Raw genomic sequence first — 16,777 nt, 5'->3', positions numbered from 1 at the left:
ATGCGCACGCTGTGTGCGAGCACGCTGATCGGCGAGTTCTTCGTGATCGGGTTCGCGGGCTTGGTGGCCATGAAGAACCCGGACCTGACCCAGACGGAGGTCTGGACGGTCTGCGGCGTCACGATGCTGCTGTCGGTGCTGCTCTGCGGGATGCTCTCGCGGCCCGGGGCGGTGCAGCTGGGCTGGGCGCTGCAGATCGGGCTGATCGCGAGCGGGTTCGTCGTCCCGACGATGTTCTTCCTCGGCGCCGTGTTCGCCGGCCTGTGGTGGTGCTCGGTGCACTACGGGCGCAGGATCGACGCGATCAAGGCCCGCTGGGCGACCGCGCAGGAGTCGCCCGCGGCGCCTGACGCTGCGTGACGGTTCACCGTATCGGCCCTGTAGATTCGTCCCACCGCACCCGTATGCCGCAAGGAGCCGCACCATGACCCAGCGCACCCTCGTCCTGCTCAAGCCCGACGCCGTCCGGCGCGGCCTGATCGGCGAGATCATCGGCCGCATCGAGCGGAAGGCCGGCTGGACCGTTCCCGCGCTGGAGCTGCGCACGCTGGACCAGGAGACCCTGGAGGCGCACTACGGCGAGCACAAGGGCAAGCCGTTCTACGAGCCCCTCATGGGCTTCATGTCGAGCGGTCCCGTCGTCGCCCTGGTGGTGGAAGGGGAACGCGTGATCGAGGGTGTCCGCCAGCTGGCCGGACCCACCGACCCGATCGCCGCGGCGCCCGGCTCCATCCGGGGCGACTTCGGCACCGTCACCCGCGAGAACCTGATCCACGCGTCCGACTCCGAGGAGTCCGCCGCACGTGAGCTGAAGCTGTTCTTCCCCGCTCTGTGAGCACTCCCTCACTGACGTGACATCAGCCAAATAGCGCTCATGACCTGGGGCGACCGAAGTAATTTCGGTCGCCCTCCGGTATATCCGGCGGCGACCGGGAACGACTGGGCAGAACACGACGTCACCACTAAGGGGGCGGGTATCCGCTCCGGATGGATTGCCGGAGTCCCGTCGCGCGGTGTCCGTACTCCCGGCACTACGATGGGGCCTCCACCCACACACCCACCTCGCCGACCTGACAGCAGCCGCTATCAACTGGAAGGCCAGACGCTCCTCATGGGGAACAAGGGGAACTACATGTCGTTCATCGGCCGTGACATGGCGATCGACCTCGGGACCGCCAACACGCTGGTGTACGTGCGGGGCCGGGGGATCGTCCTGAACGAGCCGTCCGTGGTCGCCATCAACACGAACACCGGCGGCATCCTGGCGGTCGGCACCGAAGCGAAGAAGATGATCGGGCGCACGCCCGGCAACATCGTCGCCGTGCGGCCCCTCAAGGACGGCGTGATCGCCGACTTCGAGATCACCGAGCGAATGCTCCGGTACTTCATCCTCAAGATCCACAAGCGCCGCTATCTGGCCCGTCCGCGCGTCGTGGTCTGCGTGCCCTCCGGCATCACGGGAGTGGAGCGACGTGCCGTCATCGAGGCGTCCACGCAGGCCGGCGCCCGCCAGGTGCACATCATCGAAGAGCCCATGGCCGCCGCCATCGGCGCGGGCCTGCCCGTCCACGAGGCCACCGGCAACATGGTCGTGGACATCGGCGGCGGCACCACCGAGGTCGCCGTCATCTCCCTCGGCGGAATCGTCACGGCGCAGTCCATCCGGGTGGCCGGCGACGAGCTCGACAACGCGATCATCCAGCACATCAAGAAGGAGTACTCGCTCCTCCTCGGTGAGCGCACGGCCGAACAGATCAAGATCACCATCGGTTCGGCGTACGACCTCGACAAGGACGAGCACACCGAGATCCGGGGCCGCGACCTCGTCTCGGGCCTGCCCAAGACCGTGGTCATCTCGGCCGCGGAGGTCCGCAAGGCCATCGAGGAACCCGTCAACGCCATCGTCGACGCGGTCAAGACGACGCTCGACAAGTGCCCCCCGGAGCTCTCCGGCGACATCATGGACCGCGGCATCGTCCTCACCGGAGGCGGCGCCCTGCTGCGCGGCCTCGACGAGCGGCTGCGCCGCGAGACGGGCATGCCGATCCACATCGCCGAGGATCCGCTCGACTCCGTCGCGCTCGGCTCCGGCAAGTGCGTCGAGGAGTTCGAGGCGCTCCAGCAGGTCCTGGACGCCCAGCCCCGCCGTTGATGCGGCCCCCGGGGCCGGGGACCGCGCGGAACACAGGAATCCGCCGTACGGGTGCTGCCGAGCCCGTGCGGCGGATCGTTGATATACAGGCAAAAGACCTGTGCGAGCCCCGGCTCCAACGGAGCGGAGCCACCGCCCCGATGACAGCACCGGCTCCACAGGAGCGGCTCCGCGCCGCTCGCACATCTCTACGAGGAAGGCACGCCGCCGCACGTGAGGGACACACGAGAAAGCCGGCTGCTCCTGGTGCTTCTGATCGCCATCGCGTTCGCATTGATCACGGTGGACATCAGAGCGGGCGAGGAGTCTCCGGTCGACGGTGCCCGGCAAGCCGCCGCAACGGTCTTCGGCCCGGTCGAGAAGGGCGTGTCGACCGCCGTCGACCCGGTCGCCAACGCCATAGGGGCGGTACGGGACTCCAGTGAGCGCCACAACCGCATCGCCGTCCTGGAGCGCGAGAACGCCCGTCTGAAGGCCACGCTGGGCAGCGAGGACCAGAACCGCAGCCGGATCCGCGAGCTCGACGAGATGCTCAAGCGGGCCGGCGCCGGACAGTACGGAATCAAGGGCGCCGAGGTCATCGCCATAGGAGCGGCCCAGGGCTTCTCCTGGACCGTCACCATCGACGCCGGCAGCAAGGACGGCATCGAGCGCGACATGACCGTCCTCAACGGGGACGGACTCGTCGGCCGGGTCTCCACCGTGGGCCCCGACACGGCCACCGTCGTCCTCGCCAACGACCCCGACTTCACCGTCGGCACCCGGCTGGAGAAGACCGGCGAACTCGGCTTCGCCACCGGCCAGGGCGACCGCGCGATGTCCGTCCAGATGCTCAACGGCAAAGCCAAGATCAACCCCGGCGACCGCCTCGTGACCTTCGGCTCGCGCGGCAACAAGCCCTTCGTGCCCGGCGTGCCGATCGGCGAGGTGGTCAAGGTCGATCCCTCGCGCGGCGACCTCACCCGCACCGTATGGGTGAAGCCGGCCGTCGCGTTCTCGCGGCTGGACATCGTCGGCGTCGTCGTCATGCCGCCGCGCGAGGACCCGCGCGACGCCGTCCTGCCCCCCAAGCCCGAGGCCCCCAAGCCCACCCCGACCGTCACCGTGACGGTCACCCCGTCCGCGTCGGCCGGTGTGGCCGGCAAGCCGGCCGACGAGTAGGAGCAGACCGCCCATGCGCTTCAACCGGATCCTGCTCTCGGCCACCCTCGTGGTGGTCGCCCTCGTCGTCCAGGTCACCGTCCTGGGCCGGCTCCAACTGCCCGGCGCCGTACCCGACCTGGTCCTGCTCACGGTCGTCGCCCTCGCACTCGTGTACGGGCACGTCACCGGCGCCCTCATCGGCTTCGCCGCCGGCCTCCTCACCGACCTGGCCCCGCCCGCCGACCACGCCGCCGGGCGGTACGCGCTCGTGCTCTGCCTCATCGGCTACGTGGCGGGCCTGGTCCGCCCCGACAGCGGGCGGTTCCGCTCCGCCTGGGGCCCGATGCTGACGGTGGTCGGCGCCGCGGTCGCCTCCACCCTGCTCTACGCGGGAGTGGGCGCCCTCGTGGGCGACACCGCCGCCCGCCACGTGGGCCTGACCGGCCTGCTGTTCACCGCCACCCTGTACGACCTGCTCCTCGCGCCCTTCACCGTGCCGTTCATCATGGCGCTGGCCCGGCGGGCCGAGAGCGACCCGATGGCCGTCGAGGCCGGAGGCGGTCCGGCCCAGCGCAAGGACGTCTCCTCCGGCTGGCTGGCCGGCGGCACCGGCCTGCGCATCGGCAGCCAGCGCGGCGGCCTGCGCATGAAGTCCGCGCGCGGACGCGCCAACCGGGCCGGCCGCATAAAGGGCGTCAAGGTCGTGAAGAGCGTCAAGAAACTGTGACGAGGGAGCAGCGGTGACCAACTCTCCGGAAACCGGCCGCACCTCCCGGGTGCGCATCAGGCTTGTCATGATCCAGGTACTCGTCCTCTCGATGTTCCTCACCCTCGCCGGGCGCCTGTGGTACCTCCAGGTACGCAACGGGCAGGAGTACTACGACGAGGCCAAGAGCAACCACGTCCAGCAAGTCGTCCAGCCGGCCGTGCGCGGCTCGATCCTCGACGCCCGCGGGGTCGCGCTCGCCGACAACGAGACCCGCCTCGTCGTGTCCGCCAGCCGTACCGCCCTGATGAAGATGCCGGACAAGGGCAAGGGCGTCATGACCCGCCTCGCCGGCGTCCTGGACATGAGCCCCCGAGAGGTCATGGACAAGGTCCGGCTCTGCGACTCCCGGACCCCCGCGCCCTGCTGGAACGGCTCCCCGTACCAGCCGATCCCGGTCACGCTCGAAGCCACCACGCAGCAGGCGCTGCAGCTCCGCGAACGCCCCGAGGAGTTCCCCGGCATCACCGCGGAACCCACTGCCGTCCGCCGCTACCCGGCGCCCGGCGGGACCCGGACCGCGCAGGTGCTCGGCTACCTCTCCCCGGTCACCGACGACGAGATCCAGAAGGCCAAGGACACCGACTCGCCGCACCTGCGCTCCGATCAGGTGGGCCGCTCCGGAATCGAACGCACCTATGACAAGGAGCTGCGCGGAAAGGCGCAGGTCACCTCGTACGAGGTCGACAACCTCGGCCGGGTCATGGGCCAGACCAAGTCCGACCCGGGCGTGGCCGGGTCCACCCTCGTCACCAGCATCGACTCCCGGGTCCAGGCCGTCGCCGAGTACGAGCTCCACCAGGCGATGAAGACGGTCCGCAACGAGACCGACAAGATCACGGGCCGCAAGTACGAGGCCGACTCGGGCGCCGTCGTCGTCATGGAGGTCAAGACCGGCCGGGTCGTCGCGATGGCCTCCCAGCCCGACTACGACCCCAACGCCTGGGTCGGCGGCATCTCGGCTGCGGACTACGCCAGGCTCACCAGCCAGAAGTCCAACTACCCGCTGCTCAACCGGGCCATCCAGGGCCAGGCCCCCGCAGGCTCCATCTTCAAGGTGGTGTCGGCCAGCGCGGCCGTGCGGGCCGGCTACGCCTTCGGCGACAAGTACAACTGCAGCAGCTCGTACAGCCTCGGAGGTCGGAGCTTCGCGAACTTCGAGTCCAAGGGCCACGGCCCCATCACCCTCGGCGACGCCCTCAAGTTCTCCTGCAACACGGTCTTCTACGCCCTCGGGCACAAGGAGTGGCAGCGCGACGGCGGCCTCCAGCCCAAGAAGGACGCCCACGACTGGTTCTACCGGACCGCCCGGGAATTCGGGCTCGGCTCCGAGACGCAGGTCGATCTGCCGAACGAGGTCACCGGCCGCATCCCCGACCGCCGCTGGAAGAAGAACTTCTGGGCGGCCAACAAGAACTCCTGGTGCAAGCAGGGCAAGAAGGGCGGCACCTACGTCGAACAGATCGCCTACGAGAGCTGCCTCGAAGGCAATCAGCTCAAGGCGTTCGACAGCATCAACTTCGCCATCGGCCAGGGCGACGTCCTCGTCACCCCCATCCAGATGGCCACCGCCTACTCGGCCATCGGCAACGGGGGCACCCTCTACAACCCCACCGTGGGCAAGGCAGTGATCAGCGCCGACGGCAAGCGCGTCGAGATGATCAAACCCCAGGCCCACGGCAGGCTGCCGATCGACACCCGGACCATCGGCGACCTCGACAAGGGCCTGCGCTCCGTCGTCGAGCCCGGCGGCACCGCCGCCTGGCGGTTCGGCGGCTGGCCGCTGGACAAGATCCCGATGCGGGCCAAGACCGGCACCGCCCAGGTCTACGGCAAGCAGACCACCTCGTGGCTGGCGACGTACACCGACGACTTCGCGATCGTCATGACCATCTCCCAGGCCGGTACCGGTTCCGGAGCCTCGGGCCCCGCCGTCCGCAGCATCTACAACGCCATCTACGGCCTCGACATGGAGGGCAAGCAGGACCCGAAGCAGGCCCTGCTGCTCAAGCCGGAGGCGAAACTGCCCCGGATCCTGCCCGACGGATCCATCGAGGCCCCCGACATCAAGCCGTACGTGCCGCCGTCCCCGGAGGATGTCGCGCCGCCCGCACTCGCCGGACCACCCCCCGCACGGCAGGACTGAAGGACATGCAGACCGCCAACAAGTTCTCCGTCTCCCGGTACGCGCCCGAGCAGCGCGGGGCGGTGGCCAGGCTCACCGCCCGCGACTCGGTCGTGCGCCGGCTCGACTGGCCGATACTCCTGTCCGCCCTCGCGCTGTCCCTCATCGGCGCCCTGCTGGTGTGGTCGGCGACCCGCAACCGGACCCAGCTCAACCAGGGCGACCCGTACTACTTCCTCTTCCGGCACGCGCTGAACACCGGCATCGGCCTCGTCCTGATGATCGGCACCGTCTGGCTCGGCCACCGCACCCTGCGCGGCGCGGTGCCCGCGCTGTACGGGCTCTCGCTGGTGCTGATCCTCGCCGTCCTCACCCCGCTCGGCGCCACCATCAACGGCGCCCACGCGTGGATCGTGATCGGCGGCGGATTCTCCCTCCAGCCCTCCGAGTTCGTGAAGATCACGATCATCCTGGTCATGGCGATGCTGCTGGCCACCCGGGTGGACGCGGGAGACCTCGCCCACCCCGACCACCGCACGGTCGTCAAGGCCCTGTGCCTGGCGGCAGCCCCCATGGGCATCGTCATGCTGATGCCCGACCTCGGCTCCGTCATGGTCATGGTCGTCATCGTGCTCGGCGTGCTGCTGGCCTCCGGGGCCTCCAACCGGTGGGTCCTCGGCCTGCTCGGCTCCGGCGTCGGCGGCGCCGTCCTGATCTGGCAGCTCGGCGTCCTCGACGAGTACCAGATCAACCGCTTCGCCGCCTTCGCCAACCCCGAGCTGGACCCGGCGGGCGTCGGCTACAACACCAACCAGGCCCGCATCGCGATCGGCTCGGGCGGCCTGACCGGCTCGGGGCTCTTCAAGGGCTCGCAGACCACCGGCCAGTTCGTGCCGGAGCAGCAGACCGACTTCGTCTTCACGGTGGCGGGGGAGGAGCTCGGCTTCATCGGGGCCGGGCTCATCCTCGTCCTGCTCGGCGTCATCCTGTGGCGCGCGTGCATGATCGCCCGCGAGACCACCGAGCTGTACGGGACCATCGTGTGCGCCGGCATCATCGCCTGGTTCGCGTTCCAGTCCTTCGAGAACATCGGAATGACCCTCGGGATCATGCCGGTGGCCGGGCTTCCGCTGCCCTTCGTCTCGTACGGAGGGTCCTCGATGTTCGCCGTCTGGGTGGCGGTCGGGCTGTTGCAGTCGATCAAGGTGCAGCGGCCGTTGTCGGCCTAATGCCCCGTTCACCCTGGAGCCGTGTCCCGTTCAGGACTAAATTCGGTTTATGGCGGACACGAAGCGCGAGATCGAGCGGAAATTCGAGTTCATGCGGACCGGGAAGAAGGGCTCCGGGCCGGCCCGGCGCGAGGTGCCGGACCTGACGGGCACGGCCGGCATCACGGCCGTGACCGACCAGGGCACCGTCGAACTCGACGCCGTCTACTACGACACCCCCGACCGGCGGCTCGCCGCCGACGGTCTCACCCTGCGCCGCAGAACCGGTGGCGCGGACGCCGGCTGGCACCTCAAACTGCCCGTCTCCCCGGGGGTCCGCGACGAGATCGGGGCCCCGCTCGGCGACGCCCTCCCCGCCTCCCTCGCCGCACTGGTGCGCTCCCGGGTCCGGGGCGCCGGCCTGGCCCCGCAGGTCAGGCTGGTCTCCTCGCGCCGGGTCAGCCACCTCCTCGACGCCGACGGCGCCCTCCTCGCCGAACTGGCCACCGACGCGGTCCGCGCCGAGCGGGGCGACGCCGCCGCGGCCTGGACCGAGGTCGAGGTCGAACTCGCCGACGGAGTGGACCCCGCGCTGCTCGACGCGGTCGAGAAGACCTTCCGCAAGGCCGGGCTCAAGGTCTCCGACGCCCCCTCGAAACTCGCCCGCGCCCTCGCCGAGACGGGCGCCGAGCCCCCCGCCCGGCCCGGCGGCGGCCCCGACGGCACGGCGGGCGCCCACGTGCTCGCGTACCTGCGCGCGCAGCGCGACACCCTCGTCGCCCAGGACCCGGCCGTCCGCCGGAACCTGCCGGACTCCGTCCACCAGATGCGGGTCGCCACGCGCCGGCTGCGCAGCGCCTTCAAGACCTACCGCAAGGTGCTCGACCGCGACGCCACCGACCCGGTCGGCGAGGAGCTGCGCTGGCTGGCCGCCGAACTCGGCGTCGACCGTGACCAGGAGGTCCTCCTGGAGCGGATCCAGACTCGCCTGGGCGAGCTGACGCGCACCCTGGTCACCGGCCCGGTCCGCAGCCGCCTGCGCGTGTGGAACGCCACCCGCCGCGCCGGATCCCGGCGCCGGGCCCTGGCCGTGCTCGACGGCAAGAGGTACGTCGCCCTGCTCGACGCCCTCGACGTACTGCTGGACGACCCGCCGCTGCGCGACGCCGCCGCCCGGCCCGCGCGCGAGGTGCTGCCCGCGGCCGTGCTCCGCGACTTCGAGCGCCTCGCCGGACGGGTCGGGGACGCGCTGGCCATGGAGCAGGGCCACGACCGCGACCTGGCCCTGCACGACGCCCGCAAGGCGGCGAAGCGCGCCCGCTACGCGGCCGAGGCGGCCGTCCCCGCACTCGGGAAACCGGCGAAGCGGCTCGCCGAGGCGGTGAAGTCGGTCCAGTCCCTGCTCGGCGACCACCAGGACGGCGTGGTGGCCCGCGAAGCCCTGCGCGGCCTCGCCGCCCAGGCGCAGGGAGCCGGGGAACCGGGCTTCACCTGGGGCGTCCTGTACGGCCGCGAGGAGGCCCTGGCCGACCTCCGCGAACGCGAACTCCCCGACGTCTGGGCGGAGGCGGCCGACCCGGCGCTGTGGGCCGCCCTCGGATGATCATGCGGGAGGGGGCGGCTGTGCCCCGGGGTACGCTTGAGAGTCGCCCCCTGCCCGCTTCACGAAAGTCGCGTGATGACCGAGTCGGTCTTCCCTCAGCTCGAGGCCCTGCTTCCGCACGTCCAGAAGCCGATCCAGTACGTCGGCGGAGAGCTGAACTCCACCGTCAAGGACTGGGATGCCTGTGACGTCCGCTGGGCGCTCATGTACCCGGACGCGTACGAGGTCGGGCTGCCCAACCAGGGCGTCATGATCCTGTACGAGGTGTTGAACGAGCGCGAGGGCGTCCTCGCCGAGCGCACGTACAGCGTGTGGCCGGACCTCGAAGAGCTGATGCGCGAGCACAAGGTGCCGCAGTTCACCGTCGACTCGCACCGCCCCGTGTCGGCGTTCGACGTCTTCGGGCTCTCCTTCTCCACCGAGCTCGGCTACACCAACATGCTCACGGCGCTGGACCTCGCGGGCATCCCGCTGGAGGCCCGCAACCGCACCGTCGACCACCCGATCGTCCTCGCGGGCGGCCACGCGGCCTTCAACCCCGAGCCGATCGCGGAGTTCATCGACTGCGCGGTCATCGGCGACGGCGAACAGGCCGTCCTCGACATGACCGAGATCATCCGCGCCTGGAAGGCCGAGGGCCGCCCGGGCGGCCGCGAGGAAGTCCTGCTGCGCCTCGCGAAGACCGGCGGCGTGTACGTCCCGGGCTTCTACGACGTCGAGTACCTGCCCGACGGCCGCATCGGCCGCGTCGTCCCGAACCGCTCCGGCGTGCCGTGGCGCGTGTCCAAGCACACCGTCATGGACCTCGACGAGTGGCCGTACCCGAAGCAGCCGCTGGTCCCTCTCGCCGAGACCGTCCACGAGCGGATGTCGGTGGAGATCTTCCGCGGCTGCACCCGCGGCTGCCGTTTCTGCCAGGCCGGCATGATCACGCGCCCCGTGCGGGAGCGAAGCATCACCGGCATCGGCGAAATGGTCGAGAAGGGGCTGAAGGCGACCGGCTTCGAGGAGGTCGGCCTGCTGTCGCTGTCCTCCGCGGACCACACCGAGATCGCCGACATCGCCAAGGGCCTCGCGGACCGCTACACCGACGACAAGGTGGGCCTGTCCCTCCCGTCGACCCGCGTGGACGCCTTCAACGTGGACCTGGCCAACGAGCTCACCCGCAACGGGCGCCGCTCGGGCCTGACCTTCGCCCCCGAGGGCGGCTCCGAGCGCATGCGCAAGGTCATCAACAAGATGGTCTCGGAAGAGGACCTGATCCGGACCGTCTCCACGGCGTACGGCAACGGCTGGCGCCAGGTGAAGCTGTACTTCATGGTCGGCCTGCCGACCGAGACCGACGAGGACGTGCTCCAGATCGGCGACATGGCGGTCAACGTCATCGCCAAGGGCCGCGAGGTCTCCGGCCAGAACGACATCCGCTGCACGGTGTCGATCGGCGGGTTCGTGCCGAAGCCGCACACCCCGTTCCAGTGGGCTCCGCAGCTGTCGGCGGAGGAGACGGACGCCCGTCTGGGCAAGCTCCGGGACAAGCTCCGCGGGGACAAGAAGTACGGCCGTTCCATCGGCTTCCGCTACCACGACGGCAAGCCGGGCGTCGTCGAGGGCCTGCTCTCGCGCGGCGACCGCCGCGTCGGCGACGTCATCCGCGCCGTGTACGAGTCGGGCGGCCGATTCGACGGCTGGCGCGAGCACTTCAGCTACGACCGCTGGATGGAGGCGGCCGAGAAGGCGCTGCCCGCGTACGGCGTGGACGTCGCCTGGTACACGACCCGCGAGCGCACGTACGAGGAGGTCCTGCCCTGGGACCACCTGGACTCCGGTCTCGACAAGGACTGGCTCTGGGAGGACTGGCAGGACGCCCTCGACGAGACCGAGGTCGAGGACTGCCGCTGGACCCCGTGCTTCGACTGCGGCGTCTGCCCGCAGCTCGACCTCGACATCCAGATCGGCCCCACCGGCAAGAAGCTGCTGCCGCTCACGGTCGTGAAGTAGCCGGTCGTGAAGCAGCCGGTCGCGAAGTGACCCGCACCGCGGCCACCGCGTAACGCCCGCGCATCGAGGGGCCCCCACCCGCAACGGTGGGGGCCTCCCGTACGTGCTCACGCCGATCGGACACGTCCTCCTCGCCGCCTGGCGGCTGGCCGGGCGCGTCAGCCGGGCCGCCGGGCGCGGACTGCTCCTGCTGTGGCGCGGGCTCGTCGCCCGGCCCGTGGCGTGGGCCTACCGGCAGGTCGCCACTCCCGCCGGGCATGTCGCGCGAGAGGTGTGGCGCACCGCACGCGCCGCGGTGCGGGCGACGCGGGCGGGCGTACGGCAGGCGCTCTTCGGTACCCCTTCCCGGGAACCGGTGAGGTCACGGGCGCGTACTCTAAGTAGTACGAAGGCCTCAGGCAACACGCCCGCTCCCGTGATCTCCCTCCCTGAACGGCAGGGGTGAGCCGGAGGCGGGGCGTGGCCGGCGGGCCTCACAGACCTCAGGGCGACGCGCCGGTCGCGGAGCCCCGCACAAGGAGAAGAACCACTGGGCAAGCGACAGCCCGAAGGCCCGCCACCCGCACCGGTGGTGCAGCGCATCCGACTGCGCTACACCAAGCGCGGCCGCCTCCGGTTCACCAGCCACCGCGACTTCCAGCGGGCGTTCGAGCGGGCCCTGCGCCGTGCCGAGGTGCCCATGGCGTACTCGGCGGGCTTCACCCCGCACCCCCGCGTCTCGTACGCCAATGCCGCCCCGACCGGGACAGGCAGCGAGGCCGAGTACCTGGAGATCGCCCTCGCGGCGCAGCGCGATCCCGAGAAGCTGCGCCAACTGCTCGACGAGTCGATGCCGACCGGCCTCGACATCATCGACGCCGTGGAGGCCCGCACCCCGGGCCTCGCCGACCGCCTCACCGCCTCCGTCTGGGAGCTGCGCCTGGACGGCGTGGACCCGGCCGAGGCCGAACGCGCCGTGGCGGCCTTCCTCGCCGCCGAGACGGTGGAGGTCCAGCGCCGGACCAAGAACGGCATGCGGACCTTCGACACACGCGGCGCGGTGGTCAGTCTGGAAGCGCTTCCCGCCCAGGTTGATAGGCCTCTGGACAATGCCTGTGCGATACTGCGGCTGGTTGTTCGGCATCTGACACCTGCCGTGCGACCCGACGACGTCCTGTCCGGTCTCCGAGCTGTGGCCGACCTGGCGCCGCCGGTCCCCTCAGCGGTGACCAGGCTGGCGCAGGGGCTCTTCGACGAGGAGTCCGGCACGGTGACCGACCCGCTCGCGCCCGACCGCGAGGCCGATACGGCCGCCCCACAAACGGCCGCCGTAGTGGCCGACGCGAAGGCGCCGGAAGGTCCCGCCGCGTAGGGATCGTCGTCGTCGCGCAGCCCTGGTACTCGGGAGCCACCTGGGTCGGGCAGCGCATTGACCTGAAGACTTCCGCCAGGCCGTACGCACACACACGTACGGAACCGGCGGCCATGGACTACAGCTCCCGTGTGGCGAACGCGCCCCGGAGGCCGGTTCCGCGCTCATTACGCGGATCCGAGCCGGACCGGATGTCAGCCGCGGCGCCCGGGAGCGTGACGGGAGAACCGCCCGCAATGCTCAACAACGAAAACGACACCACCACCCCCGGTAACGCCGACAGCGGCAGCCCCAGCGACAACCTGCCCCCGCGCAGGCGTCGCCGCGCCGCCTCCCGGCCGGCGGGCCCGCCCGGCGCGACCGCCGCCGAGACCACCCCGGTGGCCGAGGCCGCTCCGGCCGCCCCCGAGGCGGAGGCTGCTCCGGCCGCCGCCGCTCCCCGTGCCCGCCGCCGTGCCACGCGCGCCGTGTCCGCCCCCGAGGCTCCGGCCGCTGCCGCTGCCGCTGCCGCTGCCGCTGCCGTCGCCGCTCCGGCCGAGGCCGCTGCGGCCCCGGCCGCCGAGGCCCCCGCCGCGCCCGAGGCGGAGGCCGCTCCGGCGACCGCTCCCCGTGCCCGTCGCCGTGCCACGCGTGCCGTGACCGCGCCGGAGGCTCCGGCCGCTGCTGTCGCCGCTCCGGTGGAGGCCGCCGCGCCCGCGCCGGTGGTCGAGGAGGAGGCTCCGGCCGCCGCCGCTCCCCGTGCCCGTCGCCGTGCCACGCGTGCCGTGACCGCCCCCGAGGCTCCGGCCGCTGCCGTCACCGCTCCGATGGAGGCCGCTGCGCCCGAGGCCGCTGCGCCCGCGCCGGTCGCCGAAGCCCCCGACGAGGTCGCCGCCGAGGAGTCCGCCGCCCCGGCGCCGCGGACCCGCCGCCGTGCCACCCGCGCCGTCGCCGCGCCGGCCGCCGCCGTGCAGCCCGCCGCGGACGAGGCCCCCGCCGTCGCGGAGGAGGCCCCGAAGGCCGCCGCCCGCGCCGTCACCGTCGCCGACGCCGTGGACTCCCCGAAGCGCGGCGGCCGCCGCCGCGCCACCCGGTCCACCACCGCCCCGGCCACCACCGCCCCGGCCACCACCGCCCCCGCCGCCGCCGCGCAGCCCGCCGCCGCCGCGCAGCCCGCCGCCGCCGAGGCCGAGGCGCCCGCCACCCCGGCCCGCTCGCGCCGCGCCACGCGTCCCGCCGTGGCCGTCTTCCAGGCCCCGGTCTTCGCCGAGCCGATGTTCCAGACCCCCGAGACGGCCGCCATGGCGGCCGCGGCCGCCCGCGCCGCCGACCCGGCCGACGAGGTCGAGGAGGAGGACGAGCTCACCGAGGCCGCCGCCCCGGCAGAGGTCGTCGAGACCCCCGCCCCGCAGCCCGCCGGCCGTCGCCGTCGCCGCGGGCGCGGTGCCGCCGAGGCCGCCCCGGTCGCCGAGAGCGGCCCGGTCTCCCTGCCCGAGGTGCTCGCCCAGGAGGAGCCGGAGGCCGAGACCGCCGAGCTCGACGAGGACACCACCGAGTTCGACGACGGAGACGACTCGGGCGAGCGCCCGTCGCGCCGCCGCCGCCGCGGTGGCCGTCGCCGCCGTCGCGGTGAGTCCGCCGACCTCGACGAGTCCGCCGAGGACGACGCCGAGGCACCGGCCGCCGAGCAGGAGTCCGAGGAGCAGGAGGACGACGAGGACGACGACACCGGCGCGCTCGGCTCCAGCTCCAGCCGTCGTCGCCGTCGCCGTCGCCGCCGCAGCGGTGACTCCGCCGCCGACGCCGCCGAGGGCGGCGAGGACGACGGCGTACGCACCGTCGTCAAGGTCCGCGAGCCGCGCCCGGCCCGCGAGCGCGCGGAGTCCGCGTCCACCTCCACCTCCTCCGACGAGGTCCAGTCCATCAAGGGCTCGACCCGCCTGGAGGCGAAGAAGCAGCGCCGCCGCGAGGGCCGCGAGCAGGGCCGCCGCCGCGTCCCGATCATCACGGAGGCCGAGTTCCTGGCCCGCCGTGAGGCCGTCGAGCGCGTGATGGTCGTCCGCCAGGCCGGCGAGCGCACCCAGATCGGCGTCCTCGAGGACAACGTGCTCGTCGAGCACTACGTCAACAAGGAAGAAGCCACCTCGTACGTCGGCAACGTCTACCTGGGCAAGGTCCAGAACGTGCTGCCGTCGATGGAGGCCGCCTTCATCGACATCGGCAAGGGCCGCAACGCGGTCCTGTACGCCGGCGAGGTCAACTTCGAGGCGCTCGGCATGGCCAACGGGCCGCGCCGCATCGAGTCCGCCCTCAAGTCCGGCCAGTCGGTCCTGGTGCAGGTCACCAAGGACCCGATCGGCCACAAGGGCGCTCGCCTGACCAGCCAGGTCTCGCTGCCCGGCCGCTACCTGGTCTATGTGCCCGAGGGCTCGATGACCGGCATCAGCCGCAAGCTGCCCGACACCGAGCGCGCGCGCCTGAAGACCATCCTCAAGAAGATCGTCCCCGAGGACGCGGGCGTCATCGTGCGCACCGCCGCCGAGGGCGCGAGCGAGGACGAGCTGCGCCGCGACGTCGAGCGCCTGCAGGCCCAGTGGGAGGACATCCAGAAGAAGTCGAAGCAGATCTCGACGTCTTCGCCGAGCCTGCTGTACGGCGAGCCGGACATGACCGTCCGCGTCGTGCGCGACATCTTCAACGAGGACTTCTCGAAGGTCATCGTCAGCGGCGACCAGGCCTGGGAGACCATCCACGGCTACGTCGCGCACGTCGCCCCGGACCTCTCCGACCGGCTGTCCCGCTGGACCTCCGAGGTCGACGTCTTCGCGACGTACCGGATCGACGAGCAACTCGCCAAGGCGCTCGACCGCAAGGTGTGGCTGCCCTCGGGCGGTTCGCTTGTGATCGACAAGACCGAGGCGATGATCGTCATCGACGTCAACACCGGCAAGTTCACCGGTCAGGGCGGCAACCTCGAGGAGACCGTCACCAGGAACAACCTGGAGGCGGCCGAGGAGATCGTGCGCCAGCTGCGGCTGCGCGACCTCGGTGGCATCGTCGTCATCGACTTCATCGACATGGTCCTGGAGTCCAACCGCGACCTGGTCCTGCGGCGCATGCTGGAGTGCCTGGGCCGCGACCGTACGAAGCACCAGGTCGCCGAGGTCACCTCGCTGGGCCTGGTCCAGATGACCCGCAAGCGGGTGGGCCAGGGCCTGCTGGAGTCCTTCTCCGAGACCTGCGTCCACTGCAACGGCCGCGGCGTCATCGTGCACATGGAGACGCCGACCGTGGTCGGCGGCGGTGGCAACGGCAAGCGCGCCAAGCGGCGCGGCGGCAAGTCCGAGTTCGACCAGCACGACCACGACACCGAGACCGTCGAGGCGGAGGCCGAGACCGACGCCGAGGTGGTGGCCGAGGCCGCCGCTCCGCGGGCACTGCCCGAGCCGGAGTTCGTCGCGGACGAGGAGCTGTACAGCAGTCCCGCCGAGGCCGAGGCGAGCGTGAGCGGCCGCCGCAACCGCCGCCGCGCCACCCGCAAGGCGACCGCTCCGGCGGGCGCCCCGCGCGGTGCGGCCGCCCCGGCCCCCGTGGCCGAGGCCGTCGCGGAGCCGGTCGCCGAGCCGCACGGGACGGCGCCGGTCGCTCCGGCCGCTGCGGCCCCCGTGGCCGAGGCCGTCGCGGAGTCCCCGGCGGAGGAGGCCCCCAAGGGCCGTACCCGTCGCCGGGCGACGCGCAAGGCGACCGCTCCGGCGGGCGCCCCCGCCGAGGCCTTCGCGGAGCCGGTGGCCGAGCCCGCGCCGGTGGTCGAGCCCGAGCCGGTCGTCGAGGCCGTCGTCGAGCCCGAGCCGGCCCCGGTGGCCGTCGCCGAGGAGGCGCCCGTCGCGGACGCCGCTCCGGCCCGCCCGCGCCGCCGTGCCACCCGCAAGGCCACCGCGCCCGCCGGTTCCCCGGCAGGCGCCGCCGAGGCGGCCGTGGTCGTCGTCGACGCCCCGGTGACCGAGGCGGCAGAGCCGGCCGCCCCGGCCGCGGAAGCCGCTCCGGCGCAGGACGCGGCCCCCGCGAAGAAGGCTGCCAAGAAGGCTCCGGCCAAGAAGGCGACCGCGGCGAAGGCCACCACCGCCAAGAAGGCGACGGCGGCGAAGAAGGCCACTACGGCGACCGCCAAGAAGGCGGCCACCACGAAGAAGACCGCGACCAAGCGGGCCACGAAGAAGACCGCGGCGGCGGAGCAGCAGGCGCTCCCGTCCGTCTCGGCCCCCACCGAGGCCTAGATCCCGCGGTCCGCGCTCCCACGGCCCTGCCCGGCACCCTTCGGTGCCGGGCAGGGCCGTTTCCTGTGCACGTGATCGCTCCGGCCCGGTGGTCCTCGCGGCCACAGCCTCGGCCTTCGCCCTGACCGAGATCGACTGCGACAAGCTCGACCGCGTCGTGACGGCATGGACGGCCCGG

Annotated in this window: 11 protein-coding genes; all 11 read left to right on the top strand. The window is 72.1% G+C overall.

The genetic code is table 11. The features are described 5' to 3' along the window. Complete coding sequence (locus ACFWTC_RS26640; protein ID WP_383928005.1) at positions 1-360, top strand: DUF4233 domain-containing protein; 360 nt, start codon at positions 1-3, stop codon at positions 358-360. 64 nt (positions 361-424) lie between these two features. Then, positions 425-835: a nucleoside-diphosphate kinase gene (gene ndk / locus ACFWTC_RS26635; protein WP_383928008.1), complete on the top strand. Its 411-nt coding sequence runs from the start codon at positions 425-427 to the stop codon at positions 833-835. A 297-nt stretch (positions 836-1,132) separates the two neighbouring features. After that, positions 1,133-2,152, top strand: a complete 1,020-nt coding sequence (locus ACFWTC_RS26630; protein ID WP_112453164.1) for a rod shape-determining protein — start codon at positions 1,133-1,135, stop codon at positions 2,150-2,152. 213 nt (positions 2,153-2,365) lie between these two features. Then, the gene (mreC, locus tag ACFWTC_RS26625) at positions 2,366-3,313 is read left to right on the top strand and encodes a rod shape-determining protein MreC (RefSeq protein WP_383928011.1); all 948 of its coding nucleotides are present in this window, start codon (positions 2,366-2,368) and stop codon (positions 3,311-3,313) included. Between the two features lie 13 nt (positions 3,314-3,326). Next, the gene (gene mreD / locus ACFWTC_RS26620) at positions 3,327-4,022 is read left to right on the top strand and encodes a rod shape-determining protein MreD (RefSeq protein WP_383928014.1); all 696 of its coding nucleotides are present in this window, start codon (positions 3,327-3,329) and stop codon (positions 4,020-4,022) included. A 13-nt stretch (positions 4,023-4,035) separates the two neighbouring features. Then, positions 4,036-6,207, top strand: a complete 2,172-nt coding sequence (gene mrdA / locus ACFWTC_RS26615) for a penicillin-binding protein 2 (protein ID WP_383928017.1) — start codon at positions 4,036-4,038, stop codon at positions 6,205-6,207. Between the two features lie 5 nt (positions 6,208-6,212). Continuing rightward, entirely contained in the window at positions 6,213-7,415 is a 1,203-nt protein-coding gene (gene rodA, locus ACFWTC_RS26610) for a rod shape-determining protein RodA (RefSeq protein WP_383928020.1), read from the top strand. A 49-nt stretch (positions 7,416-7,464) separates the two neighbouring features. Next, entirely contained in the window at positions 7,465-8,997 is a 1,533-nt protein-coding gene (locus ACFWTC_RS26605) for a CHAD domain-containing protein (RefSeq protein ID WP_383928023.1), read from the top strand. Positions 8,998-9,069: 72 nt separating this feature from the next. Beyond that, positions 9,070-10,995 carry a TIGR03960 family B12-binding radical SAM protein gene (locus tag ACFWTC_RS26600; RefSeq protein ID WP_383928026.1) on the top strand — a complete coding sequence of 642 codons (1,926 nt, stop codon included), beginning with the start codon at positions 9,070-9,072 and terminating at the stop codon, positions 10,993-10,995. A 571-nt stretch (positions 10,996-11,566) separates the two neighbouring features. After that, positions 11,567-12,346: a TIGR03936 family radical SAM-associated protein gene (locus ACFWTC_RS26595; RefSeq protein WP_383928029.1), complete on the top strand. Its 780-nt coding sequence runs from the start codon at positions 11,567-11,569 to the stop codon at positions 12,344-12,346. 236 nt (positions 12,347-12,582) lie between these two features. Next, positions 12,583-16,599, top strand: coding sequence for a ribonuclease E/G (locus tag ACFWTC_RS26590; protein ID WP_384074677.1), 4,017 nt, complete (start codon positions 12,583-12,585; stop codon positions 16,597-16,599). Positions 16,600-16,777: the final 178 nt, after the last annotated feature.

Origin of the sequence: Streptomyces sp. NPDC058619, assembly GCF_042717785.1 — a bacterium.
Lineage (GTDB): Bacteria > Actinomycetota > Actinomycetes > Streptomycetales > Streptomycetaceae > Streptomyces.
This window is presented reverse-complemented; position numbering and strand designations above follow the sequence as displayed.